Here is a 25,356-nt window from a genome sequence, read left to right on the forward strand (position 1 = left end):
TACTGCTGGAAAGTAAAGCAGCCACTGCATCCAATGCGGCAGCTGTGACCATGATTTTGACATAGTTATATCCCTAAAATATGCGCCCCATTACTTTAGACTAAGAATCGACAAGAACCTTTGACATATAATGTCAAAACAAGCTACTTTGAATACGCCAATTGATTGAGCTAACAGCGGAGAGAATATGAGAGGCGCAGGTGGAACATCAGGCGGAATCGGTCAGTTTTTTCTTGGCTTAGTGATGTTGTGTGGCGGCGGTTATATGCTGCTAAATGCGATTAATGTTACGTCCAGCTTTGGCCTGGGTTCTCGATTGTATGGTTTTGGTGCTTTTGGTAGCCAGTTTGGCGTGACCAGCGGCATGGTGATGATTCCGTTTATCTTTGGTATTGCTTTTCTGTTCTACGATAGCCGCAAGTTTATTGGTTGGTTACTGACTTTAGGTTCGCTGACTGCGTTGATTTTTGGTGTTATCGCTTCAATCAAGTTCTCATTCCGCAGTATGACGGGCTTTGAACTGATCACCATTTTACTACTGTCTTTTGGTGGCTTGGGTTTATTTTTACGCTCATTGAAAACAATTGATGAGAAGTACCCTGATCCAGAGCCTCCTGAAAATAGTAAGAAGCAGAACAATCGTCATCACTTACGCTAAAATTTCTTTCGGTTGTGCCCTAGTTTGTTCTGCTGCATGCAACTCATCCCGGCACAACCGATCAACATTCATGTTAAAATCGCTGCCGACCTTTACACCAACTCCCTTCAATTTTAGGTAATGCCCGTGACTAATAACGATGTACTCCGCCGTATCCGCTATATCTATGACTATGGCGATGACAAGATGATCGCGATTTTCAAATCCGGCGAATCGGCTGTTTCTCGTGAAACTCTAAGCAACTGGCTGAAGAAAGATGACCATGCTGACTTCGAGCCTTGCATGGATATCGAGCTGGCGCACTTCCTTAACGGTTTTATCAATGAACATCGTGGAAAGCAGGAAGGCAAAAAGCCAATTGTTGAAGAAAAACTAACTAAAAACATTATTATGCGTAAATTGAAAATTGCGCTTAATTATACCGATATTGATATTTTAGAAACGCTGGCATCGGAAGAGTTCACTCTGAGCAAGCATGAACTAAGTGCTTTTTTCAGAAAACCTGAGCACAAGCATTATCGAGTAATGAAAAACCAAGTACTACGTTTATTCTTGAAAGGCTTACAAGCAAAGATTCGCAAAAAATAATTTAATCTTTAAAATCGCTTTAAAAGAATTCAATTATCCAGACGGTATCAACAATGCTTGGTATCGCTGGGTAATTTTCAAAGACAAGGATCAATTAAACGATACTTTTCCAGCACTATGGTATTAACTACTCACAGTTAACCCTGCTAGCTTCCTGAAAGTGAAATTCTGATTACTGCAGAAATATTATCAACTATAGATTTCCCAACTAAAATAAATACCACTACTGGCACCGCTGCCTGAGAAACAAAAAGCATGGTATTCAACTGATTTTGTGGCATAAATAAATTATCACACTTGTCTCGAAGCTGAAGAATTGACCTAATAGCACGCTTCTTTTTAACATGTAGCTTCCACTGGTGTAAAACTCGACGCTGCAATATTGATTCAAATAAATATTTTTTAAATTGTGATGCAACGAGTGAATCCTGTTTAAAAAAGAATGACGGATTGAAAAATAAAGCGGATTCATTACGACAATAGGGACAGCCACCCCTAGTCACTGAAAACCTGTAATGCAATGAATTTTCGCTATTTAATCCAATCGAGCTGATAGCACAATCGAAATGAAATATATGCCCACAAGAAAATATACCGAGCGCTTGATCAACATCTGACACTTCAGGTTCTAGTCTCATCACCTTAGAGTCTGTTTCAAATTGTAGATAAGTCCAAACCTCAACAATCGCTGCAGGAATATCTAAATTGTTCTCTGTATTTGATACGATTTCAGCCTGCTCTTCTCTACCGGAAATCGACCCTGAAATTGCAGCTCTCTGCTTAATTCTATACCTACCAATCGTTTCGTAGCAAACTGGACAAAAGAAATCCAAATTAGATACCTCAAGATGTAAGCACTTTGTCAATCATAGTCAAAAGAACTAATTAATTAATTAAACCGTCTCGAATATCAATCAGTCAAGGCTAACTTGCAAAGCGCAATATTTTTCTACAATAGCATGCGCTTGCTTTCTTCGATTGTGCTCAATCTGAATGTTCAAGTAATCTAGATGTTGGCTATCATCAATATTCCATTGGATTGAGCCAGTATCAACCAGCGGCAATTCTCCATCCTGACTCACCAGCAAATTTTCATAGCTTCGGCTATTTTCAAAACTCAGCGTTTCATTGATCAGTTGATAACCTTGGCTAATCAAAAATTTTCGCACTGCAAATAAGTGATGCTTGGGTGATAACAATAGATCTGGTTTTTCTTGGCTGGGATTGTTAGAAAAAATTTGCTGCAGCAATTCGATGGTTGCCAAGCCGCCGACACCGGAAATGATCAGCAGCTGCTTTTTCTTCTCTACTAATTGAATTGTTCCTGCATCTTGCAAACCAGCTTGCGCGACATTTTTTATCTGTGGCAATTTTTTTAATCTTGCTTGCAGGTTTTCAATAATGCTCGGAACGCAATCAATTAGAAAAACTTGCTCGGAAATTTTTTCTTTTGCAAGCATTAATCCAAGATAACCATGGTCACAGCAAAGATCCCAAATTACATCGTAACCGAATGGAACAAGCTCAAAAATGGTTTGCAGTCGGAGAGAGAGTTTTTTCATCAGCGGCCTGGCCGGATTGGCCAATAACAAATATAAAAAAGAGCTAAAAAATTGACCCCAGCCAATTTTTTAAAACGGAATCTTTTCTTCAGGCATAAAAAAACCGCGATTAACGCGGCTTTTTTATTGTTGAACCAGAATTATGCTTCTGCAGATTCTGCTTCAACTTCACCAGCAACTGGGCGATCTACCAGCTGTACAAACGCCATTGGCGCTGAGTCAGCTTTACGGTAGCCACACTTCAGAATGCGGATGTATCCACCTGGACGGCTCATGTAATGAGGGCCCAGATCGCTGAACAATTTACCAACTGCTGCTTTATCGCGCAGACGGGCAAATGCTAAGCGGCGGTTTGCAACGCTATCACTCTTTGCAAGAGTGATCAGCGGCTCAGCAACACGACGCAGTTCTTTTGCTTTAGGCAGAGTAGTCTTGATGACTTCATGCTCAAACAAAGAAGCTGACATGTTGCGGAACATCGCCTTGCGATGACTGCTGTTGCGGTTTAACTGGCGACCGCTTTTACGATGGCGCATCTTCGAATTCCTTCAAGTCAGCAGCTTGATACAAGATCAAGCTGACTCTTTGTCGACCATACCTTTTGGTGGCCAGTTCTCTAGGCGCATGCCCAGAGTCAAACCACGAGAGGCCAGCACATCTTTAATCTCGGTGAGAGACTTCTTACCCAAGTTAGGGGTCTTCAGTAGCTCAACCTCGGTGCGCTGAATCAGGTCGCCGATGTAGTAGATATTTTCAGCTTTCAGACAGTTAGCCGAACGTACGGTCAACTCAAGGTCATCAACTGGACGCAGTAGAATCGGATCAACTTCCGGCTCTTCGCGCTCAGGCTCAACATGAGTTTCACTCTTCAGTTCAACAAAGTGAGTCAGCTGCTCTTGTAAAATCGTAGCTGCACGACGAATAGCATCTTCTGGATCGATGGTGCCATTGGTGTGCAATTCGATGATCAACTTATCCAAATCGGTACGTTGATCTACACGAGCGTTGTCCACATTGTAAGCAACACGAAGAATCGGGCTGTAGGAGGAGTCCACCTGCAGTCGACCGATTGGACGTTCGTCCTCATCGCCGGTAAAACGGGTATTCGCTGGATCATATCCACGACCGCGCTTAACGCGAACCTGCATGTTCAACACACCCTTATCTGTCAGGTGGGCCAACACGTGGTCCGGGTTTACAATGGTCACGTCATGCTCAGGCGTGATATCCGCTGCGGTAACCGCACCAGCACCAGTCTTTCTGAGAGAGAGAACTACTTCATCACGCCCATCCAGCTGGATTGCCAGACCTTTAAGGTTGAGCAGGATTTCGATTACGTCCTCCTGAACACCCTCAATGGTCATGTACTCATGTACTACGCCTTCGATTTCGGCTTCGCAAACAGCACAACCCGGCATAGAGGAAAGCAGGATACGACGCAGGGCATTACCCAACGTGTGTCCGAAGCCTCTCTCTAGTGGCTCGAGAGTGATTTTTGCGTTCTGGCCGTCAACCTGGACGTCAGCCAGCCTTGGCTTAAGAAATTCTGTAACTGAACCTTGCATGCAAGTAGTCCCCAAACTGTCCGGTTACTTAGAGTAGAGCTCGACAATCAGCTGCTCATTGATGTCGGCGGAAAGTTCTTCACGCTCTGGAGAGCGTTTGAAATTACCAGTAAATTTACCGGAATCTACTTCCAACCAACTAGCAGCTTCACGTTGTCCCGCTAATTCTAGGGCGACTTTAATACGTGCCTGACCCTTAGCGCGCTCGCGAATGCTGATTACATCGTTTTCGCTGACTTTGAAAGAAGCAACGTTAACGGTGCGTCCATTAACCTGGATTGACTTGTGGCTAACCAACTGACGTGCTTCAGCACGAGTTGAACCAAAGCCCATGCGGTAAACCACATTGTCCAGTCGACGCTCTAATTGAACCAGCAGGTTTGCACCCGTATTGCCTTTAAGGCGTGCTGCTTCTTTGTAGTACCTACGGAATTGCTTCTCTAGTACACCATAGATGCGACGAACTTTCTGCTTTTCACGCAACTGAACACCGTAGTCAGAAAGACGACTACGACGCTGGGCGTGAACACCAGGGATGTTCTCCAGCTTACATTTGCTGTCTAACGCGCGTACACCACTTTTTAAGAAAAGATCAGTGCCTTCGCGACGTGCCAGCTTACATTTAGGTCCTAAATACCTTGCCATTCTAGTGTCTCTCCTGCTTACACACGGCGCTTCTTCGGAGGACGGCACCCATTGTGGGGAATGGGGGTGACGTCAGTAATGTTGGTGATTTTAAAACCAACATTGTTCAGGGCACGCACAGAAGATTCACGTCCAGGTCCTGGACCTTTTACGAATACTTCGAGGTTCTTCATCCCGAATTCTAGAGCCATGTTACCACAACGCTCAGCAGCTACCTGCGCGGCGAATGGTGTGCTCTTACGAGAACCACGGAAACCTGAGCCACCAGCGGTTGCCCAGCACAGGGCGTTGCCCTGTCGGTCGCTGATGGTGATGATCGTATTATTGAACGACGCATGCACATGCGCCACACCATCAACTACAGTCTTTTTCACGCGCTTGCGTGTAGACTTACCTGGCTTTGCCATATAGGTTATCCTGAATTACTTACGAATCGGCTTACGCGGACCCTTACGGGTGCGAGCGTTAGTTTTGGTACGCTGACCTCGAAGCGGAAGACCACGACGATGACGCAGACCGCGATAGCAGCCTAAATCCATCAGTCGTTTGATGTTCATGGATATTTCACGACGCAAGTCACCTTCAACAGTGAACTTGGCTACTTCACCACGAACCGTCTCCAATTGTTCTTCGGACAGGTCCTTGATTTTGGTTTCCGGTGCAATACCAGCTGCTTCCAAAATTTGGAAAGCACGGGTCCGACCTACACCATATACAGATGTTAAGCCAACCCAGGCATGCTTGTGTACCGGAATGTTAATGCCAGCAATACGGGCCATTCCAAAAACTCCTGGTTAGGAAAAAGCTCCACCCTCAAAAAGGGAGGGCGGAAGTATACTTGGATGATTTTTGCAAATCAAACAACGAAGGTAAATTAACCTTGACGTTGCTTGTGCCGAGGATCGGTTTTGCAGATAACGCGGATAGCGCCATTGCGTTTAACGATCTTGCAGTTCCGGCACATCTTTTTCACAGAAGCGCGAACTTTCATTTCTAAACCTCGAAGCAATATGCGATCAAATACCCTGGCGACCGTTTTTAAGGTTCGCCTTCTTTAGCAGTGAGTCATATTGCTTGGACATCAAATGCGCTTGTGCTTGAGACATAAAGTCCATCACAACCACAACGATAATCAGCAAAGATGTACCGCCAAAGTAGAAAGGAACCTGCCACCATAGAATCATGAATTCAGGTAACAGAGACACCAGAGTGATATACACTGCGCCCACTAGAGTCAAACGACCCATAATGGAATCAACATAACGGGCTGTCTGCTCGCCCGGACGGATGCCAGGAATAAATGCGCCAGACCGTTTCAGGTTATCCGCAATATCCCTTGGCTGGAATACCATCGCAGTGTAGAAAAAGCAGAAGAACACAATGGCAATTCCGTAGAGCAGGACATATAACGGCTGCCCAGGGGACAGACTTAATGCGATATCTTGCAACCAACCAAAGCCTTCTGTCTGACTGAACCATTGAGCAATTGTGCCCGGGAACAGAATGATACTGGAAGCAAAAATGGGTGGTATTACACCAGCCATGTTCACTTTCAGAGGCAGATGGCTCGATTGGGCAGCAAACACCTTACGGCCCTGCTGGCGACGTGCGTAATTAATTACGATACGCCGCTGCCCGCGCTCTACGAACACCACAAAAGCGGTTATTGCGATCCCGATCACACCCAGCAGTAAAACTACAAAGGTAGAGATCTCACCTTGACGCGCACTTTCAATAGTCTGACCAATAGCACTTGGCAAACCAGCGACGATACCCGCAAAGATGATCATTGAAATACCGTTGCCGATACCTCTTTCAGTTACCTGCTCACCAAGCCACATAAGGAACATGGTGCCGGTCACTAAAGTAATGATCGCAGTAAAATAGAAGCTGAAGCCCGGGTTCAAAACGAGACCCTGAGCAAAATTAGGCAGGTTCAACGCAATACCGGTCGCCTGGAAGCTAGCCAGTAACAATGTACCGTAGCGGGTATATTGATTAATTTTGCGTCGTCCGGATTCACCTTCTTTCTTCAGCTGCTCCATTTTTGGGTGCATGACCGTCATTAACTGCATAATAATCGATGCAGAAATGTACGGCATGATTCCCAGGGCAAACAGACTGGCGCGCGAAAGCGCGCCACCCGAGAACATGTTAAACAAACCAAGAATGCCGTTCTTCTGTTGCTCGAACAAATCAGCCAAAACTGATGAGTCCAGACCCGGAATAGGGATAAAGCTACCAATCCGGAAAACGATAATCGCTCCCAGAAGGAACATGACGCGACTGGCAAGCTCTGAGCTGCCAGACGCCATCGCACTCTCGATCTGTTTATTAGCCATTAGTCCTCGACCTTGCCGCCTGCTGCTTCAATTGCCTGACGTGCGCCTTTCGTTGCACGAATTCCTTTTACAATCACTGCTTTAGTCAACTCACCAGATAATACAATCTTGGCGAACTTGATGTTGCGAGTGATTAAATTGGCTTTCTTTAGCGTGTCTAGGTTTACTTCGTCGCCTTCGATCAGGTTCAGCTCGTGTAAACGAACCTCAGCACTAACCAAAGATTTGCGAGAAGTGAAACCAAACTTAGGCAGACGACGCTGCAAAGGCATCTGACCGCCTTCAAATCCAATTTTGGTAGAACCACCTGAGCGAGACTTCTGACCTTTGTGACCGCGGCCAGCAGTTTTGCCCAAGCCAGAACCAATACCGCGACCAGCGCGTTTAGCATTAGTTTTGGAGCCTTCAGCAGGCTTGAGAGTATTTAGACGCATCTTAAGCCTCCTCAACCTTCAACAGGTATTGAACCTTGTTGATCATTCCGCGATTTTCAGGCGTATCGATCACTTCAACACTGTGGTTGATGCGACGCAGGCCTAAACCACGGACACAGGCCTGGTGATTTTTAAGGCGACCGATGGTGCTTTTCACCAGGGTAACCTTCAGCTTGTTATCTGCCATTGCCTTACCCCAGGATCTCTTTCACAGTCAAACCGCGTTTCTCGGCTACGCTTTCAGGTGAAGCCATGTTGGCTAAACCCTTAACAGTAGCGCGAACCACGTTTGCTGGATTGGTAGAACCATAGCTCTTAGCCAGTACATTCTGAACGCCAACTACTTCCAATACTGCACGCATCGCACCACCAGCGATAATACCAGTACCTTCTGAAGCAGGCTTCATGAAGATCTTGGAACCACCGTGAGCGGATTTGATTTCGTGCTGCAGGGTAGTGCCCTTCAGTGAAACCTGTACCATATTGCGGCGTGCTGCTTCCAGAGATTTCTGAATAGCTGCAGGCACTTCACGTGCCTTACCGCGACCAAAGCCAACCTTGCCATTGCCATCGCCAATTACGGACAATGCGGTGAAACCGAAGATACGGCCACCTTTAACAACCTTGGCTACTCGGTTGATTTGAACCAGCTTCTCAACGAAGCCTTCAGTGTTCTTAGTTTCGTTCATTGCCATGCTAGGACCCCTTAGAACTGTAAGCCGGCTTCGCGCGCGGCGTCAGCCAGAGCCTTGACACGGCCATGATACATGAAACCGGAGCGGTCAAAGGCAACCTTTTCAACGCCAGCTTTGATAGCACGTTCAGCAACTAGCTTACCGATTACTGCTGCAGCATCGGAATTACCAGAGTACTTACCTGCTTCCAGGGCGTCTTTTTCTACGGTTGCTGCTGCAGCCAAAATTTGGTTGCCTTCAGCGTTGATCACCTGAGCGTAGATATGACGCGGGGTGCGATGAACGCACAACCGTGCCACGGCCAGCTCACTAATCTTTGCGCGAGTGCGACGAGCACGGCGCAAACGGGAAGTTTTCTTATCCATTTTGCGACCTTACTTCTTCTTCGCTTCTTTGCGAATGATGACCTCGTCGGAGTAACGCACACCTTTACCTTTGTAAGGCTCTGGCGGACGATAGCTACGGATTTCAGCCGCAACCTGACCAACGCGTTGTTTATCCACACCCTTAACCAGGACATCAGTCTGACCTGGAAGCTCGAAGGTAATACCTTCTGGTGCGGTGTATTCTACTGGGTGTGAAAAGCCCAATTGTAGAGTCAGTTTCTTGCCAGCTAACTGGGCACGATAACCAACACCAACTAATTGCAGCTTCTTTTCAAAGCCGTTGCTTACACCCTTAACCATGTTATTTACCAGCGCTCGAGTCGTACCGGCTTGCGCCTTGGCATTGATCGACTCTTCACGAGGTATAAACGTGACTACATTTTCTTCCTGACGTAATTCAACCAGGGCGTGAACATCGCGCTGTAAAGAACCCTTAGGGCCCTTAACGGAAACTTCTTGTCCGTTCAGTGTGATTTCAACGCCTGCAGGCAGAACTACCGGATTCTTGGCTACTCGGGACATTCCGGCTAACTCCTTAGGCGACGTAGCAGATTACTTCTCCACCTTGACCTGCTGCACGGGCCTTACGGTCCGACATCACGCCTTTGGAGGTAGAGATAATTGCAATGCCTAGGCCATTTTGGACCCGAGGCAACTCGCCTGCAGATTTGTAGATACGCAGTCCAGGACGGGAAGCCCGATCTAGACGCTCTATAACCCGCTTGCCATTGTAGTACTTCAATTCAACAGTCAGTTCTGGCTTGGTTTCGCTGTTTGCAGCGAAATCAACGATGAAACCTTCTGCCTTCAGTACTGCGGCAATTGCTACCTTCTCTTTAGAAGAAGGCATACTTACATTCGCGTGACCAGCTAACTGGCCGTTACGAATGCGGGTCAGCATATCCGCGATGGGATCTTGCATGCTCATTGGTTCATTTCCTCCCGGTTACCAGCTGGCCTTTTTAAGACCCGGTAACTGACCTAACATGGCCATTTCACGGATCTTGTTACGGCACAGGCCGAACTTGCGGTAAACCGCGTGCGGACGACCAGTAATGCTACAGCGGCGCTGTTGGCGTGAAGGGCTGGCGTCACGTGGCAGCTTCTGCAAAGCATTCACGGCGTCCATACGCTCTTCAAAACTAGTCTCTGGATTGTTAATAATGGCCTTGAGTGCAGCGCGCTTTTCAGCGTATTTGGCCACAGTCTTTGTACGCTTTGTTTCGCGTGCAATCATGCTTTTCTTTGCCATCTGCTACTCCTAGCCCTTAAGTGGGAAGTTGAACGCCTTGAGCAGCGCACGAGCTTCTTCATCATTATTCGCAGAGGTGGTGATGGTAATATCCATACCACGCAGAGTGTCTATTTTGTCATAGTCAATCTCTGGGAAAATGATTTGCTCACGCACACCCATGGAGTAGTTGCCACGACCATCAAACGATTTAGGATTGAGGCCACGGAAGTCACGAACACGTGGAATTGCGATAGTGATCAAACGGTCCAGGAATTCCCACATCTGATCGCGACGTAGAGTTACCTTACAGCCGATTGGCCAACCTTCACGAACTTTAAAACCAGCTACAGACCGGCGAGCGCGGGTCACAACTGGCTTTTGACCAGCAATAGCGGTCATATCGCGAACGGCATGTTCGAGAATCTTTTTATCGCCTAAGGCTTCACCAACACCCATGTTTAGGGTGATCTTGGTGATGCGAGGCGTTTGCATAACGCTCTTGTAACCAAATTGCTCTACGAGCTCACTGACTACGCGATCGCGGTATTCTTGTTGCAATCTTGCCATCATCATTACCTATCAGGCACCGACTGGTTCGCCGTTTGATTTAAACACACGAACCTTTTTGTCGTCTTCGATCTTGATACCAACGCGGTCTGCCTTACCTGTCGCTGCATTAAAAATTGCAACGTTAGAGATGTGCAGGGCGGCCTCTTTTTCAACAATGCCACCTGCCACACCCGCGTTCGGGTTAGGCTTGACATGCTTTTTGACCAGGTTAATGCCTTCAACTAAAACACGGTCTTCGCCCACTTTTTTAATAGTGCCACGCTTTCCGTTGTCTTTACCGTTGATGACGATTACCTCGTCGCCTTTCTGTAATTTACGCATGAACCTTCACCCGCTTAAAGCACTTCTGGTGCCAGTGAAACGATTTTCATGAATTGTTCTGTACGCAATTCACGAGTCACTGGGCCAAAAATACGAGTACCAATAGGCTGGTTCTGCTTATTCAGCAGTACCGCCGCGTTACCATCGAAGCGAATCACGGAACCGTCAGGACGACGAACACCCTTGCGAGTGCGCACAACTACTGCGTTATGCACGTCACCTTTCTTAACCTTACCGCGCGGGATCGCTTCCTTTACGCTGACTTTGATTACGTCTCCGACGCCGGCATAACGACGGTGAGAACCGCCTAATACCTTGATACACATAACTCGACGTGCACCACTGTTGTCTGCAACGTCAAGCACAGACTGCATCTGAATCATTTTGGGAAATCTCCGCTAGTACCCACGCAGAGGCTCGCCAACACGACGAGCCTCAAATGGCGCAGGATTGTAACACCAGTTCCGGCATCTCACCAGACCCGGTGCTGGTAACAAGAGTTATCGAGCTTGCTCGACAACCTCAACCAGTTCCCAGCTCTTTGTCTTAGACAAAGGACGGGATTCTTTCACTGTGACTAGATCGCCGATCTTACAAGTATTCTCGGGATCGTTCGCGTGCAGCTTGGTTGAGCGAGTTACGAACTTGCCGTAGATCGGGTGCTTCACCTTACGCTCGGTCATGACAACAACGGTTTTATCCATCTTGTCGCTGACAACGCGGCCAGTCACGTGACGAACCAATTTTGCTTGCTCAGTCATCACTCACCTGCCTTTTGCTTCAGCACGGTTTCGATCCGCGCAATATTTCTGCGCACACCTTTCAGAAGGTGGGACTTAGCCAGTTGGCCAGTCGCCTTCTGCATGCGCAGATTGAACTGCTCTTTCAGCAGCTCAAGACGCTCGGTCTTCAGCTCATCGGAGCTTTTCTGACGAAGTTCTTCTGCTTTCATCACATCACCGTCCGAGTCACGAAAATTGTTGAAATCGGCAGCTTGTTTGATGCTAGGCGGAACGCCTCGCGAGCTACTTCTTCCGACACACCTTCAATTTCGTAGAGCATACGGCCAGGCTGAATCTGGGCAACCCAGTATTCAACATTACCTTTACCTTTACCCTGACGAACTTCCAGCGGCTTTTCAGTAATTGGCTTATCAGGGAATACCCGAATCCACAATTGACCTTGACGCTTAACGTGACGAGTAATTACACGACGCGCGGCTTCAATCTGACGTGCAGTCATACGACCACGGCCAGTCGCCTTCAGACCGAACTCACCAAAACTAACACTGCCACCGGCAATTGCTGTTCCGCGGTTACGACCTTTATGCATCTTGCGGAATTTCATCCGTTTTGGTTGCAACATGCTTGGCTACCCCTTACTTACCGCCACCGGACTTCTTCCGGTTGCGTGCAGGCTTCTTCGGCTGTTGCTGCTTTTCTTCAGCTACAGGAAGTTGGCCACCCAATACTTCACCTTTGAAGATCCAAACCTTAATACCGATAATTCCGTATGTGGTCAGAGCTTCGTAAGTGCCATAGTCGATGTCAGCACGTAAGGTATGCAGAGGTACGCGACCTTCGCGATACCATTCGCTACGAGCAATCTCAGCTCCGCCCAAACGGCCAGATACTTCGATTTTGATACCCTTAGCGCCCAAACGCATGGCATTCTGAACCGCACGCTTCATAGCGCGACGGAACATTACACGGCGCTGCAACTGTTGACCTACACCTTCAGCAACCAACATTGCGTCGAGTTCCGGCTTGCGGATCTCTTCAATGCTCAGGTTGGCTGGGATGCCAGTCAGTGCAGTAACCTTTTTGCGCAGCTTCTCAACATCTTCACCTTTCTTACCGATAACAATACCGGGGCGAGCAGTGAAAATCGTGATACGCAGTGCGCGAGCTGGACGTTCGATCTGAATGCGACCAACAGAAGCATTTTTCAGCTCCTTAGTCAGGAATTCACGAATCTGGTGATCTTGCGCCAGAAAATTCGCGTAATCCTTGCTGTCAGCATACCAGCGAGCGGCCCAGTCCTTGACGATACCCAGGCGGATACCCGTCGGATGTACTTTTTGACCCATCTCGTTATCCCCTAGCTATCAGACACTGTCACAGTGATGTGACTGGAGCGCTTCAGGATGCGATTCGCACGGCCTTTGGCACGAGGACGAATACGCTTCAGCGTCGATCCTTCGTCAACAAAAATAGTGCTGACACGGAGTTCGTCAATGTCTACACCATCATTGTGCTCGGCGTTAGCAATCGCTGACTCTAGAGTCTTCTTAATCAATACAGCAGCCTTTTTGGTGCTGAATGTCAGAAGTTCCAAAGCGCGATCCACTGGTAAGCCGCGGACCTGGTCTGCAACGAGACGAACTTTTTGCGCAGAGATCTGCGCGCCTTTTAACTTGGCTACAGTTTCCATCGTCATCTCCGCCTTATCGCTTCTTGGCCTTCTTATCGGCGGCATGGCCACGATAAGTACGGGTAGGAGCAAATTCGCCAAGCTTATGGCCTACCATATCTTCAGTAACAAGTACTGGGATATGCTGACGACCATTGTGTACAGCGATAGTCAGACCAACCATTTCCGGTAGGATCATGGAACGGCGTGACCAGGTTTTGATAGGACGACGGTTTTTACTTTCAACCGCTGCTTCAACCTTCTGAATCAGGTGAAGGTCTACAAACGGTCCTTTTTTCAGTGAACGAGGCATGTCGACCCTCTACCTATTTCCGGTTGCGACGACGTACGATTAGCTTATCCGTACGCTTGTTGCTGCGAGTCTTGTAACCCTTAGTAGGAGTACCCCATGGTGAAACCGGATGACGGCCACCAGATGTACGCCCTTCACCACCACCATGTGGGTGATCGATCGGGTTCATAGCTACACCGCGAACAGTTGGGCGGATACCGCGCCAGCGAGAAGCACCTGCTTTACCGAGTGAGCGTAAGCTATGCTCGGAATTGGATACTTCGCCAATGGTTGCGCGACAATCTGCCAACACCTTACGCATTTCGCCAGAGCGTAAACGTAAAGTGACATATGCACCATCTTTCGCTAACAGCTGCACGGTGGCACCTGCAGAACGAGCGAGCTGAGCGCCTTTACCAGGCTTCATCTCGATGCAATGAATCTGACTACCAACCGGAATATTACGCAGCGGCATGCAGTTACCTGGCTTGATTGGGGCAGTTACGCCGTTCATCAATTCAGTACCTGCGGTCATGTTCTTTTCTGCAATGACATAACGACGTTCGCCGTCTGCATACAGAACCAGAGCAATGAATGCGCTACGGTTAGGATCATATTCCAGACGCTCAACGCGTGCTGGGATAGCATCTTTATTCCGCTTGAAATCAATCATACGGTAGTGCTGCTTGTGGCCACCACCGATGTGACGAGTAGTGATGCGACCGTTATGGTTACGACCTCCACTCTTCTTCTTGGTTGCCAGCAGTGGCGCATGCGGAGCTCCTTTATGGAGCTCGGGATTGACCACCTTGACAACAAATCGACGACCAGCGGACGTCGGTTTGCATTTAACCAGAGCCATGCTTTAAACCCCTGTTATTCGCCGGCGAATTCGATCTCAGAACCTTCCGCTAGAGCTACATATGCTTTCTTGTAGTCCTTGCGGCGTCCCATGATCGCGCCAGTACGCTTGGTCTTGCCCTTCGCTACTAGAGTTCGGACAGACTTCACCTTCACATCAAAGAGTGATTCCACAGCTTTTTTAATTTCAAGCTTGGTTGCATCTTTGACGACTTTGAAGACAACTTGGTTATTCTTCTCAGCTATGACGGTAGCTTTCTCGGAAATATGTGGACCAAGAAGAACCTTTAAAAGACGCTCTTGATTCATGCCAATTTCTCCTCGAACTGCTTAACAGCAGCTACAGTCATCACCACCTTGTCGAAGTTAACCAGGCTTACCGGGTCAACGCCTTCAACATCCAATACTTCAACCTTATGCAGGTTACGGGATGCCAAGAACAAGTTCTCGTCAACTGCTTCAGTAACGATCAGCACTTCTTTCAGGCCTAGGGCCTTTAAGTTCGCTACCAGATCCTTAGTCTTGTGTGACTCAATCGTGAACTCTGGTACTACTACCAGACGATCTTGACGAATCAATTCAGACAGGATGGAGCGGATTGCGCCGCGATACATCTTGCGGTTAACTTTTTGGCTGTGATCTTGCGGCTGAGCCGCGAAAGTCACACCACCTTTACGCCATAGCGGGCTACGAATAGTACCAGCACGTGCTCGGCCAGTACCTTTCTGTCGCCACGGCTTAATGCCGCCACCGCTAACAGCAGCGCGATTCTTCTGGGCACGAGTACCCTGACGAGCGCCAGCCAAATACGCCACGACTACCTGATGAACCAGAGCTTCATTAAAGTCGCGGCCGAATGACGCTTCGGATACTTCGATTGTGCCTTGAGCAGCGCCATCTGCTGGAGCAACCAGATTCAGTTCCACAATCTATCTCCTATTAGCCACGAGCCTTGACTGCTGGTTTGACAATTACGTCTGAACCAGTAGCACCAGGAACCGCACCTTTAACCAGCACAAGATTACGCTCAGCATCTACACGTACAACTTCTAAAGTGTGCACGGTTACGCGAGCATTACCCATCTGGCCAGCCATTTTCTTACCCTTGAATACACGACCCGGAGTTTGGTTCTGACCTGTAGAACCATGGGCACGGTGAGACAGAGAGTTACCGTGAGTTGCATCCTGCATAGCAAAGTTGTGACGCTTAATAACACCAGCGAAACCTTTACCTTTAGATGTACCCGTTACGTCAACTTTCTGACCTGCTTCTAAACGCCCAACTGTTAGTTCAGCGCCTACTTCAAGGTCTTGACCCTCTTCCGCATCGAGACGGAATTCCCACAAACCACGTCCTGCTTCGACACCTGCTTTCGCAAAATGACCCGCAGCAGGCTTCGTAACACGGCTTGCCTTACGGCTGCCAGTAGTTACCTGAACAGAGCGATATCCATCAGTCTCTTCAGTCTTGATCTGAGTAATCCGGTTAGGCTCGACCTCGATGACAGAAACAGGGATAGATACGCCTTCATCGGTAAACACACGGGTCATGCCGCATTTCTTACCGATCAGTCCAATAGCCATTATCGAAACCTCTTATCTTTCACTGTATATAGAGCAGTGATTCTGCAATCAGCCAAGGCTAATTTGCACGTCAACACCTGCTGCCAGGTCCAGTTTCATCAACGCATCAACTGTTTTATCAGTTGGCTCAACGATATCCACTACACGTTTATGTGTGCGAATCTCATACTGGTCCCGCGCGTCTTTGTTAACATGCGGGGAAACCAACACCGTAAAACGCTCTTTACGAGTAGGCAGCGGAATTGGACCGCGAACCTGTGCGCCAGTACGCTTTGCCGTTTCCACGATTTCCATGGTGGAAGCATCTAACAGGCGATGATCAAATGCCTTAAGACGAATCCGAATCCGTTGGTTGGACATGTCTACCGCACTCCAAACAAATAAAAAAAACCATCGCATCACTTCACCTTGCTGGTAAAGGAGCGACATTTTTAAAAACATTCCGCACCCAAATCGGGGCAGCTGTATGATTTAGCTATGCAACTTAAAAGCTGCGTCGCCACCCTGCCTAATCAGCAGAGGCGGCGACTATAACACAGCTTTTTCAGATGTGTTAGCTATTACTTCAGAATCTTAGCTACAACACCTGCACCTACGGTACGGCCGCCTTCGCGAATAGCGAAACGCAGGCCTTCATCCATAGCGATTGGTGCAATCAGCTCAACCGTCATCTGAATGTTGTCACCTGGCATTACCATCTCAACGCCTTCTGGCAATTCGATAGTACCGGTCACGTCAGTAGTACGGAAGTAGAACTGTGGACGATATCCTTTGAAGAAAGGAGTATGGCGACCACCTTCGTCTTTACCTAATACATAGATTTCAGACTGGAATGTAGTGTGTGGGTTGATAGAACCTGGCTTAGCCAATACCTGACCACGCTCAACGTCTTCACGCTTAGTACCACGCAACAACACACCAACGTTCTCACCTGCACGACCTTCGTCAAGCAGCTTGCGGAACATTTCAACACCAGTACAAGTTGTCTTCACAGTATCTTTGATACCGATGATTTCAACTTCTTCACCCATCTTAACGATACCACGCTCAACACGGCCGGTAACAACAGTACCACGACCCTGGATTGAGAATACGTCTTCGATTGGCATGATGAATGCGCCGTCGATTGCACGCTCTGGCTCTGGGATATAAGTATCCAGAGTTTCTACCAGCTTCTTAACAGCGGTAGTACCCATTTCGTTAGCATCGTCGCCGTTCAACGCCATCAATGCAGAACCTGCAATGATTGGAGTGTCGTCGCCTGGGAAGTCATACTCACCCAACAGCTCACGCAATTCCATTTCAACCAGCTCAAGCATTTCAGCATATTCTTCGCTGTCCGCTCCGCCGCAATCTTCTGCCAGCAAGTCAGCTTTATTCAGGAATACTACGATGTATGGAACACCAACCTGACGAGAAAGCAGGATGTGTTCACGAGTCTGAGGCATTGGGCCGTCAGTCGCGCCACATACCAAAATTGCGCCGTCCATCTGCGCAGCACCAGTGATCATGTTTTTAACATAATCGGCGTGACCTGGGCAGTCTACGTGTGCGTAGTGACGAACTTCTGATTCATACTCAACGTGAGCAGTAGCGATAGTAATACCGCGCTCACGCTCTTCTGGAGCATTATCGATACCGTCAAATGCTACAGCGTCGCCGCCCCAAACTTCAGCACAAACGCGAGTAAGGGCTGCAGTTAAGGTGGTTTTACCATGGTCAACGTGGCCGATGGTGCCCACGTTTACATGGGGCTTGTTACGTTCAAATGTTTGTTTAGACACGGTTCAAAACCTCTACAATCGACTACTTATGAGTCTTTCTTGATAATTGCTTCGGCCACGCTGTTAGGCGCCTCGGCATACTTGCTGAATTCCATTGAGTAGCTGGCACGGCCTTGACTCATGGAACGCAAATCAGTTGCATATCCGAACATTTCGGACAGCGGTACTTCGGCATCAATCGTTTTACCGGATGGAGTATCTTCCATGCCTTGAACGATGCCGCGACGACGGTTCAGGTCGCCCATTACGTCACCCATGTAATCTTCAGGGGTAACCGCTTCAACCTTCATCATTGGCTCAAGCAGTACTGGGCTCGCCTGGCTACAACCATTCTTGATACCTAAAGAGCCGGCAACTTTAAATGCCATTTCGTTAGAGTCAACATCGTGGTAAGAACCGTCAATCAGGGTTACTTTAACGTCAAGCACTGGGTAACCGGCGATAACACCGTTCTCCAACTGCTCTTCACAACCCTTAGCGACCGCTGGGATATATTCACGAGGAACAGAACCACCAACGATCTGGTTGATGAACTCGAAACCAGCGCCTTGCTCGTTTGGCTCAATCTTCAGGACAACGTGACCATACTGACCACGACCACCAGACTGACGTACAAACTTGCCTTCACACTCAACTGCCTTACGGATAGTTTCGCGGTAGGCAACCTGAGGCTTACCAACGTTACATTCAACGTTGAACTCACGACGCATGCGATCAACCAAGATATCTAGGTGTAATTCACCCATACCTGAGATGATGGTTTGACCGGTTTCTTCATCCGTTTGAACGCGGAAAGATGGATCTTCCTGGGCTAATTTACCCAGTGCAACACCCATTTTTTCTTGGTCAGGTTTAGACTTTGGCTCAACCGCCAAAGAAATTACTGGCTCAGGGAATTCCATGCGTTCTAGAACGATTGGATTAGCTGGATCACACAAGGTGTCGCCAGTAGTCACATCTTTCATACCGATCAGTGCAACGATATCACCCGCCAGAGCTTCTTTAATCTCTTCACGGTTGTTGGCGTGCATCTGAACCATACGGCCGATACGCTCTTTCTTCATTTTGACCGAGTTGATTACACTGGAGCCAGAAGTGGCAACACCAGAATAAACACGAACAAAAGTCAGCGTGCCCACAAACGGGTCGGTGGCAATTTTAAATGCCAGCGCCGCAAATGGTGCAGTATCGTCAGCTGAGCGGGTTTCGACAGTTTCACCGTCGTCCAGCAAGCCTTCGATAGCCTTAACTTCTTTTGGAGAAGGCATGTATTCAATAACAGCGTCCAGTACAGCCTGAACACCTTTGTTTTTGAATGCCGAACCACCGAAGACAGGAACAATCTCGTTAGCCAAGGTACGCTTGCGAATACCAGCTTTGATTTCCTCTTCCGACAACTCACCTTCTTCAAGGTATTTTTCCATCAATTCGTCAGTGGCTTCTGCCGCTGATTCAACCAGGTATTCGTGCATTTCCTGGCATTCATCAGCCAGATCCGCAGGGATCTCGCCATATTCAAACGTCATGCCCTGATCAGCTTCATTCCACAGAATGGCCTTCATCTTCAGCAGGTCAACAACACCTTTGAACTCATCTTCAGAACCGATAGTTAGCTGCATAGGAACAGCATTTGCACCCAGACGCTCACGCATCTGACGTACAACCATCATGAAGTCTGCGCCAGTACGGTCCATCTTATTGACGAATACCATACGTGGAACTTCATACTTGTTGGCCTGACGCCATACAGTTTCAGTCTGAGGCTGAACACCGGATGAACCACACAGAACAACAACAGCACCATCTAACACACGCAACGAACGCTCAACTTCAATGGTGAAGTCAACGTGGCCGGGGGTGTCGATAATGTTTACGCGATGCTCGTCAAACTGAGCATTCATACCGCGCCAGAAACAAGTAGTCGCAGCCGAGGTGATAGTAATACCACGCTCCTGCTCTTGCTCCATCCAGTCCATGGTCGCTGCGCCGTCATGCACTTCACCGATCTTATGAGAAAGACCCGTGTAGAACAAAACACGTTCAGTGGTGGTAGTTTTACCAGCATCAACGTGGGCACAGATACCGATGTTACGGTAGCGATTAATAGGGGTAGTACGAGCCATGATTGATTCCTATTACCAGCGGTAGTGAGCAAATGCCTTGTTAGCTTCAGCCATGCGATGCACGTCTTCACGCTTCTTCATCGCAGAACCACGACCTTCAAGGGCATCCAACAATTCGCCAGCTAAACGCTGACCCATGCTCTTCTCACCACGCTTGCGAGCGGCGTCAACCAACCAGCGCATAGCCAGAGCCGTACGACGAGCAGGCCTTACTTCCACAGGTACCTGGTAAGTGGAGCCACCAACACGGCGAGACTTAACTTCAACCATTGGACGTAACTTGTCCAAAGCATCAGTAAATGAATCTACTGGTTCACCGCTTTTTTTATCAGCGACAATATCCAGCGCGCCGTACACAATCTTTTCAGCAACGGATTTTTTTCCGTCTTCCATCACCATGTTGATGAATTTTGCCAGGATCTGACTTTCGTGCTTAGGATCCGGCAAGATCTCACGTTTGGCTACAACTCGTCTTCTAGGCATCTTCTCTACTCTGTTGCTTCAGGTTCGCCCGGAATTAAATCCGGCCTTACTCAGAAATTTACTTCTTAGGGCGCTTAGCACCGTATTTTGAACGACCTTGACGTCGATCACTTACACCAGCGGTGTCCAGGCTGCCACGTACTGTGTGGTAGCGAACACCGGGCAAATCTTTTACACGACCGCCACGGATCAGAACAACACTGTGCTCTTGCAAGTTGTGACCTTCACCACCAATGTAGGAAGTCACTTCATAGCCGTTGGTCAAACGAACGCGACATACTTTACGTAATGCTGAGTTCGGCTTCTTAGGGGTAGTTGTATATACGCGAGTACATACACCACGCTTCTGCGGGCAAGCTTCAAGAGCTGGGACGTTACTTTTGTCCGCCTTACTCTTGCGTGGCTTCCGCACTAGCTGATTGATGGTAGCCATCTATCGTTTTCTCCAGTTACCAGGTACAACAGCAATCGGTGCGAAAGCGCACCAGTTGCCAAATTAAAGCCGCGGGATTGTATCAGGGCTTTATTCAAAGTCAAACAGGCACCTTACGAACGCAAGGTGCCTTTGTTTGAATTAATCCGCTGAGTTAAGCGCGTCACTTAGCGCCTGCTCAACGTCTGCGGAACTGATGCCAGGCATCTCTTTTCCACGTTTTTCTTCTTCGCGTTGCTTTTGACGCGCCTTGTGATAAGTCAGACCAGTACCCGCAGGAATCAGTCGACCCACAATAACGTTCTCTTTCAGACCGCGCAGATTATCACGCTTGCCGCTTACCGCAGCTTCGGTCAGAACACGCGTAGTTTCCTGGAACGACGCTGCCGAGATGAAGGATTCAGTAGACAATGATGCCTTAGTGATACCCAACAGAACGCGATTGAAACGAGCCGGGAATCGGTCCTGATCTTCAAGTGACTTGTTTTCCTGACGAACTTTCGCCAGTTCAACTTGCTCACCCACCAAGAACTTACTATCACCGGTATCGCTGATTTCAACTTTACGCAGCATCTGACGAACGATAACTTCGATATGCTTATCGTTAATGCCAACACCCTGCAGACGGTAAACATCCTGTACTTCGTTAACGATGTACTCAGCCAATGCACTTACGCCTCGCAGACGTAAAATGTCATGTGGGTTGGATGGGCCGTCAGAAATCACTTCACCCTTAGCAACATGCTCACCTTCGAAGATGTTCATGGTACGCCACTTAGGAATCAGTTCTTCATAAACTTCTCCCTCGGATGGAGTAATCACCAAACGACGCTTACCTTTGGTTTCTTTACCGAAGGAAACGGTACCCGTGATCTCTGCAAGAATCGCAGGTTCTTTAGGCTTACGCGCTTCAAACAAGTCAGCAACCCGTGGCAAACCACCGGTGATGTCTCGTGTCTTCGATGCAACCTGAGGAATACGCGCTAACGTATCACCACCATTAACCTGAGCACCTTTCTCAAGGTTAATGATTGCGCCAGCTGGCAAGAAGTACTGCGCAGGTAGATCAGTACCGGCGATGTTCAACGGATTACCCGCGTCATCAACCAGACGAATCATTGGACGCAAGTCCTTGCTCGAGGTACTACGTGCCTTGGAATCGGTAACTTCCAGAGACGACAGACCGGTATTATCATCGGTCTTACGCTCCATGGTCACACCTTCAACCAGGTCAACAAACTCCAAACGGCCCGCTACTTCGGTAATGATTGGATGCGTGTGCGGGTCCCAGTTAGCAACTGTGGTACCGGCTTTCGCATGCACACCATCACGCAGTGGCAGAATCGAACCATATGGCAGTTTGTAGCGCTCACGCTCACGACCAAACTCATCAACAACCGCAAGTTCAGTAGAACGCGATACCAAGGTCTGCTTGCCGTCAGTACGATCAACCAGCTTGGCATTGGTGATTCTGATCATACCCGCTGCTTTAATCTGAATGCTGTCTTGAGCAGACGATCTAGATGCAGCACCACCAATGTGGAAGGTACGCATGGTCAGCTGGGTTCCCGGCTCACCGATTGACTGAGCAGCGATAACACCCACAGCTTCACCAGCATTGACCAGGTGGCCTCGAGCTAGGTCACGACCGTAGCACTTGGCACAAATACCGTAACTGATTTCACAAGTAATTGGAGTCCGCACCTGAATTTCATCAATGGTGTTTTCTTCAAGAACCAGAACCAGCTTCTCGTCAAGCAAAGTACCTTCTGGCAACAGTACATTTTCAGTACCAGGAATCAGAACGTCTTCAGCAACAACACGACCCAGAACACGCTCATGCAGTGGTTCAACAACATCGCCACCTTCAATCAGCGGTGTCATTTTCAAGAAGGTACGCGTACCACAATCGTCAGCGGTCACTACCAGATCTTGAGCAACGTCAACCAGACGACGCGTCAGATAACCAGAGTTAGCTGTTTTCAGTGCGGTATCCGCTAGGCCCTTACGAGCACCGTGAGTCGAGATAAAGTACTGAGCTACGTTCAAACCTTCACGGAAGTTCGCAGTGATTGGCGTTTCGATGATCGAGCCATCTGGTTTGGCCATCAGACCACGCATACCAGACAACTGACGAATCTGCGCTGCACTACCACGAGCGCCGGAATCGGCCATCATGTAGATAGAGTTGAAAGACTGTTGGCTAACTTCCTCACCCAAGCCATTCACTGTCATCTCTGTGGACAAGTTGTCCATCATCGATTTAGCGACTTGCTCGTTGGTGCTAGACCAAATGTCGATAACTTTGTTGTAACGCTCACCGGCTGTTACCAGACCCGTGCGATACTGTTCTTCAATTTCACGAACTTGCGATTCTGCCTTAGCGATGATGCCTTTCTTCGCTTCTGGAATGGTCATATCGTTAACACCGATAGACACACCAGACAGAGTTGCACGACGGAAACCGGTATACATCAATTGGTCAGCAAAAATTACCGACTCTTTCAGACCAACAATCCGGTAACAAGCATTCAACAGCTTGGAAACGGTTTTCTTAGTCATATTCTGGTTAACTGTGTCGAACCCCAGACCTTCTGGAACAATCTTCCATAACAAAGCACGACCTGCAGTCGTTTCAACCACTTTCATCACCGCAGTCTTTTCACGAGTAATCTCGTCGATAGACACTTCACGGATCCGAACTTTAATCTTGGCTTGCAGATGTAGCGCACCTGAATGCATTGCCCGCTCGACTTCGTCGATATCGGTTAATGCCATGCCCTCACCCTTAGCGTTAATACGCTCACGGGTCATCCAGTACAAGCCCAAAACAACGTCCTGAGACGGCACGATGATTGGCTCACCGTTCGCAGGAGACAGTACGTTGTTGGTAGACATCATCAACGCACGCGCTTCTAACTGGGCTTCCAGTGTCAGCGGTACGTGAACAGCCATTTGGTCACCGTCAAAGTCAGCGTTATAAGCCGCACACACTAGTGGGTGCAGGTTAATTGCTTTACCTTCAATCAGGACCGGTTCGAACGCCTGGATACCCAAACGGTGCAAAGTAGGTGCACGGTTTAGCATGACAGGGTGTTCGCGAATTACTTCGTCCAAGATATCCCAAACGACTGGCTCTTCGCGCTCAACCATCTTCTTGGCTGCTTTGATGGTGGTCGCAAGACCACGCAATTCCAGCTTGGAGAAGATGAACGGCTTGAACAGCTCCAGAGCCATCTTCTTAGGAAGACCACACTGATGCAGACGTAGGGTAGGACCTACCACGATTACCGAACGACCTGAGTAGTCAACTCGCTTACCCAGCAAGTTCTGACGGAAACGACCTTGCTTACCCTTGATCATGTCAGCCAAGGATTTCAAAGGACGTTTGTTAGAACCTGTAATCGCACGACCGCGACGACCGTTATCTAACAACGCATCAACTGCTTCCTGCAACATACGCTTTTCGTTACGCACGATGATGTCAGGTGCACTCAGGTCTAACAGACGCTTGAGACGGTTGTTGCGGTTGATAACGCGTCGATATAAATCGTTCAAATCAGAAGTCGCAAAACGACCACCATCCAGCGGTACCAACGGACGTAAGTCAGGTGGCAGAACCGGCAGCACTTCCATGATCATCCACTGAGGCTTGTTACCAGACTCGTAGAATGCTTCGATCAATTTCAGACGCTTGGTCAGCTTCTTCAGCTTGGTTTCTGAGTTGGTGTTTGGAATCTCTTCACGCAGAATCTGGATTTCCTGCTCCAGATCCATGGACATCAGCAATTCTTTAACTGCTTCAGCACCCATGCGTGCGTCGAATTCGTCACCGAACTCTTCAATCGCTTCCAGATATTGCTCATCGGTCAATAACTGATTGCGTTCCAGGCTAGTCATACCTGGATCAACTACCACAAATGCTTCGAAGTACAACACGCGCTCGATATCACGCAGCGTCATATCCATCAACATACCAATACGGCTTGGCAGTGATTTCAAAAACCAAATGTGTGCAACCGGGCTTGCCAGTTCGATGTGACCCATACGGTCGCGACGAACTTTAGACAGTGCAACTTCAACGCCACACTTCTCGCAAATAACACCACGGTGTTTGAGACGCTTGTACTTTCCGCACAGGCACTCATAGTCCTTGATTGGGCCAAAAATTTTGGCACAAAACAGACCATCGCGCTCCGGCTTAAAAGTACGATAGTTAATGGTTTCCGGCTTCTTGACTTCACCGTAGGACCAGGACCGAATCATGTCCGGGGACGCCAACTGGATGCGGATTGCGTCAAACTCTTCCGGCTGTCCCTGGCGTTTCAGAAGATTCAATAGATCTTTCAAGGCTCTTCTCCTAACGGGAAGGCTTTGCCTAAAG

Annotated in this window: 37 protein-coding genes; 2 read left to right on the forward strand and 35 right to left on the reverse strand. The window is 48.3% G+C overall.

Annotated elements, in window-relative coordinates; genetic code table 11:
• Window positions 1-187 precede the first annotated feature (187 nt).
• Both DC094_RS17745 and DC094_RS17750 read left to right on the forward strand, forming a co-directional pair.
• Window positions 188-658: a hypothetical protein gene (locus DC094_RS17745; protein ID WP_116688464.1), complete on the forward strand. Its 471-nt coding sequence runs from the start codon at window positions 188-190 to the stop codon at window positions 656-658.
• Window positions 659-784: 126 nt separating this feature from the next.
• Window positions 785-1,246 (forward strand): YehS family protein, encoded by a 462-nt coding sequence (locus DC094_RS17750; RefSeq protein ID WP_116688518.1) that lies wholly within the window; start codon window positions 785-787, stop codon window positions 1,244-1,246.
• 146 nt (window positions 1,247-1,392) lie between these two features.
• On the opposite strand, the gene DC094_RS17755 is transcribed toward DC094_RS17750, so the two are convergent.
• From DC094_RS17755 to rpoC, 35 genes are all read right to left on the reverse strand, one after another.
• Window positions 1,393-2,079 carry an E3 ubiquitin protein ligase gene (locus DC094_RS17755; protein ID WP_116688465.1) on the reverse strand — a complete coding sequence of 229 codons (687 nt, stop codon included), beginning with the start codon at window positions 2,077-2,079 and terminating at the stop codon, window positions 1,393-1,395.
• An 81-nt stretch (window positions 2,080-2,160) separates the two neighbouring features.
• Window positions 2,161-2,808 carry a tRNA (adenine(22)-N(1))-methyltransferase TrmK gene (locus DC094_RS17760; protein ID WP_133245608.1) on the reverse strand — a complete coding sequence of 216 codons (648 nt, stop codon included), beginning with the start codon at window positions 2,806-2,808 and terminating at the stop codon, window positions 2,161-2,163.
• 140 nt (window positions 2,809-2,948) lie between these two features.
• Window positions 2,949-3,344 (reverse strand): 50S ribosomal protein L17, encoded by a 396-nt coding sequence (rplQ, locus tag DC094_RS17765; protein WP_116688467.1) that lies wholly within the window; start codon window positions 3,342-3,344, stop codon window positions 2,949-2,951.
• Between the two features lie 36 nt (window positions 3,345-3,380).
• A complete protein-coding gene (locus DC094_RS17770) occupies window positions 3,381-4,373 on the reverse strand; it encodes a DNA-directed RNA polymerase subunit alpha (protein ID WP_116688468.1) in 993 nt (330 codons plus the stop codon).
• Window positions 4,374-4,397: 24 nt separating this feature from the next.
• Window positions 4,398-5,018 (reverse strand): 30S ribosomal protein S4, encoded by a 621-nt coding sequence (gene rpsD / locus DC094_RS17775; RefSeq protein WP_116688469.1) that lies wholly within the window; start codon window positions 5,016-5,018, stop codon window positions 4,398-4,400.
• A 17-nt stretch (window positions 5,019-5,035) separates the two neighbouring features.
• Window positions 5,036-5,425, reverse strand: coding sequence for a 30S ribosomal protein S11 (gene rpsK / locus DC094_RS17780; protein ID WP_116688470.1), 390 nt, complete (start codon window positions 5,423-5,425; stop codon window positions 5,036-5,038).
• Window positions 5,426-5,440: 15 nt separating this feature from the next.
• On the reverse strand, window positions 5,441-5,797 hold the full coding sequence (gene rpsM / locus DC094_RS17785) for a 30S ribosomal protein S13 (protein ID WP_116688471.1): 357 nt from the start codon (window positions 5,795-5,797) through the stop codon (window positions 5,441-5,443).
• A gap of 95 nt (window positions 5,798-5,892) precedes the next feature.
• The gene (gene rpmJ / locus DC094_RS17790) at window positions 5,893-6,009 is read right to left on the reverse strand and encodes a 50S ribosomal protein L36 (RefSeq protein WP_116688472.1); all 117 of its coding nucleotides are present in this window, start codon (window positions 6,007-6,009) and stop codon (window positions 5,893-5,895) included.
• Window positions 6,010-6,034: 25 nt separating this feature from the next.
• Entirely contained in the window at window positions 6,035-7,360 is a 1,326-nt protein-coding gene (gene secY / locus DC094_RS17795; RefSeq protein ID WP_116688473.1) for a preprotein translocase subunit SecY, read from the reverse strand.
• The gene (rplO, locus tag DC094_RS17800) at window positions 7,360-7,794 is read right to left on the reverse strand and encodes a 50S ribosomal protein L15 (RefSeq protein WP_116688474.1); all 435 of its coding nucleotides are present in this window, start codon (window positions 7,792-7,794) and stop codon (window positions 7,360-7,362) included. Before rplO ends, secY begins: the two co-directional genes overlap by 1 nt.
• Window position 7,795: 1 nt before the next feature.
• Window positions 7,796-7,981: a 50S ribosomal protein L30 gene (rpmD, locus tag DC094_RS17805; RefSeq protein ID WP_116688475.1), complete on the reverse strand. Its 186-nt coding sequence runs from the start codon at window positions 7,979-7,981 to the stop codon at window positions 7,796-7,798.
• A gap of 4 nt (window positions 7,982-7,985) precedes the next feature.
• A complete protein-coding gene (gene rpsE / locus DC094_RS17810; protein WP_116688476.1) occupies window positions 7,986-8,489 on the reverse strand; it encodes a 30S ribosomal protein S5 in 504 nt (167 codons plus the stop codon).
• Between the two features lie 11 nt (window positions 8,490-8,500).
• Complete coding sequence (rplR, locus tag DC094_RS17815) at window positions 8,501-8,854, reverse strand: 50S ribosomal protein L18 (RefSeq protein WP_116688477.1); 354 nt, start codon at window positions 8,852-8,854, stop codon at window positions 8,501-8,503.
• Between the two features lie 9 nt (window positions 8,855-8,863).
• The gene (rplF, locus tag DC094_RS17820; RefSeq protein ID WP_116688478.1) at window positions 8,864-9,397 is read right to left on the reverse strand and encodes a 50S ribosomal protein L6; all 534 of its coding nucleotides are present in this window, start codon (window positions 9,395-9,397) and stop codon (window positions 8,864-8,866) included.
• A 13-nt stretch (window positions 9,398-9,410) separates the two neighbouring features.
• On the reverse strand, window positions 9,411-9,803 hold the full coding sequence (gene rpsH / locus DC094_RS17825) for a 30S ribosomal protein S8 (protein WP_116688479.1): 393 nt from the start codon (window positions 9,801-9,803) through the stop codon (window positions 9,411-9,413).
• Window positions 9,804-9,821: 18 nt separating this feature from the next.
• Window positions 9,822-10,127, reverse strand: coding sequence for a 30S ribosomal protein S14 (rpsN, locus tag DC094_RS17830; RefSeq protein ID WP_116688480.1), 306 nt, complete (start codon window positions 10,125-10,127; stop codon window positions 9,822-9,824).
• A 9-nt stretch (window positions 10,128-10,136) separates the two neighbouring features.
• Window positions 10,137-10,676 (reverse strand): 50S ribosomal protein L5, encoded by a 540-nt coding sequence (rplE, locus tag DC094_RS17835; RefSeq protein WP_116688481.1) that lies wholly within the window; start codon window positions 10,674-10,676, stop codon window positions 10,137-10,139.
• A gap of 12 nt (window positions 10,677-10,688) precedes the next feature.
• Window positions 10,689-11,000, reverse strand: a complete 312-nt coding sequence (rplX, locus tag DC094_RS17840) for a 50S ribosomal protein L24 (protein ID WP_116688482.1) — start codon at window positions 10,998-11,000, stop codon at window positions 10,689-10,691.
• 14 nt (window positions 11,001-11,014) lie between these two features.
• Complete coding sequence (gene rplN / locus DC094_RS17845) at window positions 11,015-11,383, reverse strand: 50S ribosomal protein L14 (protein WP_116688483.1); 369 nt, start codon at window positions 11,381-11,383, stop codon at window positions 11,015-11,017.
• A gap of 117 nt (window positions 11,384-11,500) precedes the next feature.
• A complete protein-coding gene (gene rpsQ, locus DC094_RS17850; protein WP_116688484.1) occupies window positions 11,501-11,761 on the reverse strand; it encodes a 30S ribosomal protein S17 in 261 nt (86 codons plus the stop codon).
• Entirely contained in the window at window positions 11,761-11,952 is a 192-nt protein-coding gene (gene rpmC, locus DC094_RS17855) for a 50S ribosomal protein L29 (RefSeq protein ID WP_116688485.1), read from the reverse strand. The genes rpsQ and rpmC overlap by 1 nt, the downstream gene beginning before the upstream one ends.
• Complete coding sequence (gene rplP / locus DC094_RS17860) at window positions 11,952-12,365, reverse strand: 50S ribosomal protein L16 (RefSeq protein ID WP_116688486.1); 414 nt, start codon at window positions 12,363-12,365, stop codon at window positions 11,952-11,954. Before rplP ends, rpmC begins: the two co-directional genes overlap by 1 nt.
• Window positions 12,366-12,378: 13 nt before the next feature.
• On the reverse strand, window positions 12,379-13,089 hold the full coding sequence (gene rpsC, locus DC094_RS17865) for a 30S ribosomal protein S3 (RefSeq protein WP_116688487.1): 711 nt from the start codon (window positions 13,087-13,089) through the stop codon (window positions 12,379-12,381).
• A gap of 11 nt (window positions 13,090-13,100) precedes the next feature.
• A complete protein-coding gene (gene rplV / locus DC094_RS17870) occupies window positions 13,101-13,433 on the reverse strand; it encodes a 50S ribosomal protein L22 (RefSeq protein ID WP_116688488.1) in 333 nt (110 codons plus the stop codon).
• 13 nt (window positions 13,434-13,446) lie between these two features.
• Window positions 13,447-13,725 (reverse strand): 30S ribosomal protein S19, encoded by a 279-nt coding sequence (gene rpsS, locus DC094_RS17875; RefSeq protein WP_116688489.1) that lies wholly within the window; start codon window positions 13,723-13,725, stop codon window positions 13,447-13,449.
• A 13-nt stretch (window positions 13,726-13,738) separates the two neighbouring features.
• Window positions 13,739-14,566 carry a 50S ribosomal protein L2 gene (gene rplB, locus DC094_RS17880; RefSeq protein WP_116688490.1) on the reverse strand — a complete coding sequence of 276 codons (828 nt, stop codon included), beginning with the start codon at window positions 14,564-14,566 and terminating at the stop codon, window positions 13,739-13,741.
• A gap of 14 nt (window positions 14,567-14,580) precedes the next feature.
• Window positions 14,581-14,874 carry a 50S ribosomal protein L23 gene (gene rplW / locus DC094_RS17885; protein WP_116688491.1) on the reverse strand — a complete coding sequence of 98 codons (294 nt, stop codon included), beginning with the start codon at window positions 14,872-14,874 and terminating at the stop codon, window positions 14,581-14,583.
• Window positions 14,871-15,491, reverse strand: a complete 621-nt coding sequence (gene rplD, locus DC094_RS17890) for a 50S ribosomal protein L4 (RefSeq protein ID WP_116688492.1) — start codon at window positions 15,489-15,491, stop codon at window positions 14,871-14,873. Before rplD ends, rplW begins: the two co-directional genes overlap by 4 nt.
• 13 nt (window positions 15,492-15,504) lie before the next feature.
• A complete protein-coding gene (rplC, locus tag DC094_RS17895) occupies window positions 15,505-16,149 on the reverse strand; it encodes a 50S ribosomal protein L3 (protein ID WP_116688493.1) in 645 nt (214 codons plus the stop codon).
• A 48-nt stretch (window positions 16,150-16,197) separates the two neighbouring features.
• Entirely contained in the window at window positions 16,198-16,509 is a 312-nt protein-coding gene (gene rpsJ, locus DC094_RS17900; protein ID WP_116688519.1) for a 30S ribosomal protein S10, read from the reverse strand.
• 200 nt (window positions 16,510-16,709) lie between these two features.
• Window positions 16,710-17,933 (reverse strand): elongation factor Tu, encoded by a 1,224-nt coding sequence (gene tuf, locus DC094_RS17905; protein WP_116688494.1) that lies wholly within the window; start codon window positions 17,931-17,933, stop codon window positions 16,710-16,712.
• Window positions 17,934-17,959: 26 nt separating this feature from the next.
• Window positions 17,960-20,056 (reverse strand): elongation factor G, encoded by a 2,097-nt coding sequence (gene fusA / locus DC094_RS17910; protein ID WP_116688495.1) that lies wholly within the window; start codon window positions 20,054-20,056, stop codon window positions 17,960-17,962.
• A 12-nt stretch (window positions 20,057-20,068) separates the two neighbouring features.
• Entirely contained in the window at window positions 20,069-20,539 is a 471-nt protein-coding gene (gene rpsG, locus DC094_RS17915; protein ID WP_116688496.1) for a 30S ribosomal protein S7, read from the reverse strand.
• A 58-nt stretch (window positions 20,540-20,597) separates the two neighbouring features.
• Window positions 20,598-20,972 carry a 30S ribosomal protein S12 gene (gene rpsL / locus DC094_RS17920; protein ID WP_116688497.1) on the reverse strand — a complete coding sequence of 125 codons (375 nt, stop codon included), beginning with the start codon at window positions 20,970-20,972 and terminating at the stop codon, window positions 20,598-20,600.
• 141 nt (window positions 20,973-21,113) lie between these two features.
• Complete coding sequence (gene rpoC / locus DC094_RS17925) at window positions 21,114-25,322, reverse strand: DNA-directed RNA polymerase subunit beta' (RefSeq protein ID WP_116688498.1); 4,209 nt, start codon at window positions 25,320-25,322, stop codon at window positions 21,114-21,116.
• Between the last annotated feature and the right edge of the window lie 34 nt (window positions 25,323-25,356).

The sequence above is a fragment of the Pelagibaculum spongiae genome, from assembly GCF_003097315.1.
Taxonomy (GTDB): Bacteria; Pseudomonadota; Gammaproteobacteria; order Enterobacterales; family Pelagibaculaceae; genus Pelagibaculum; species Pelagibaculum spongiae.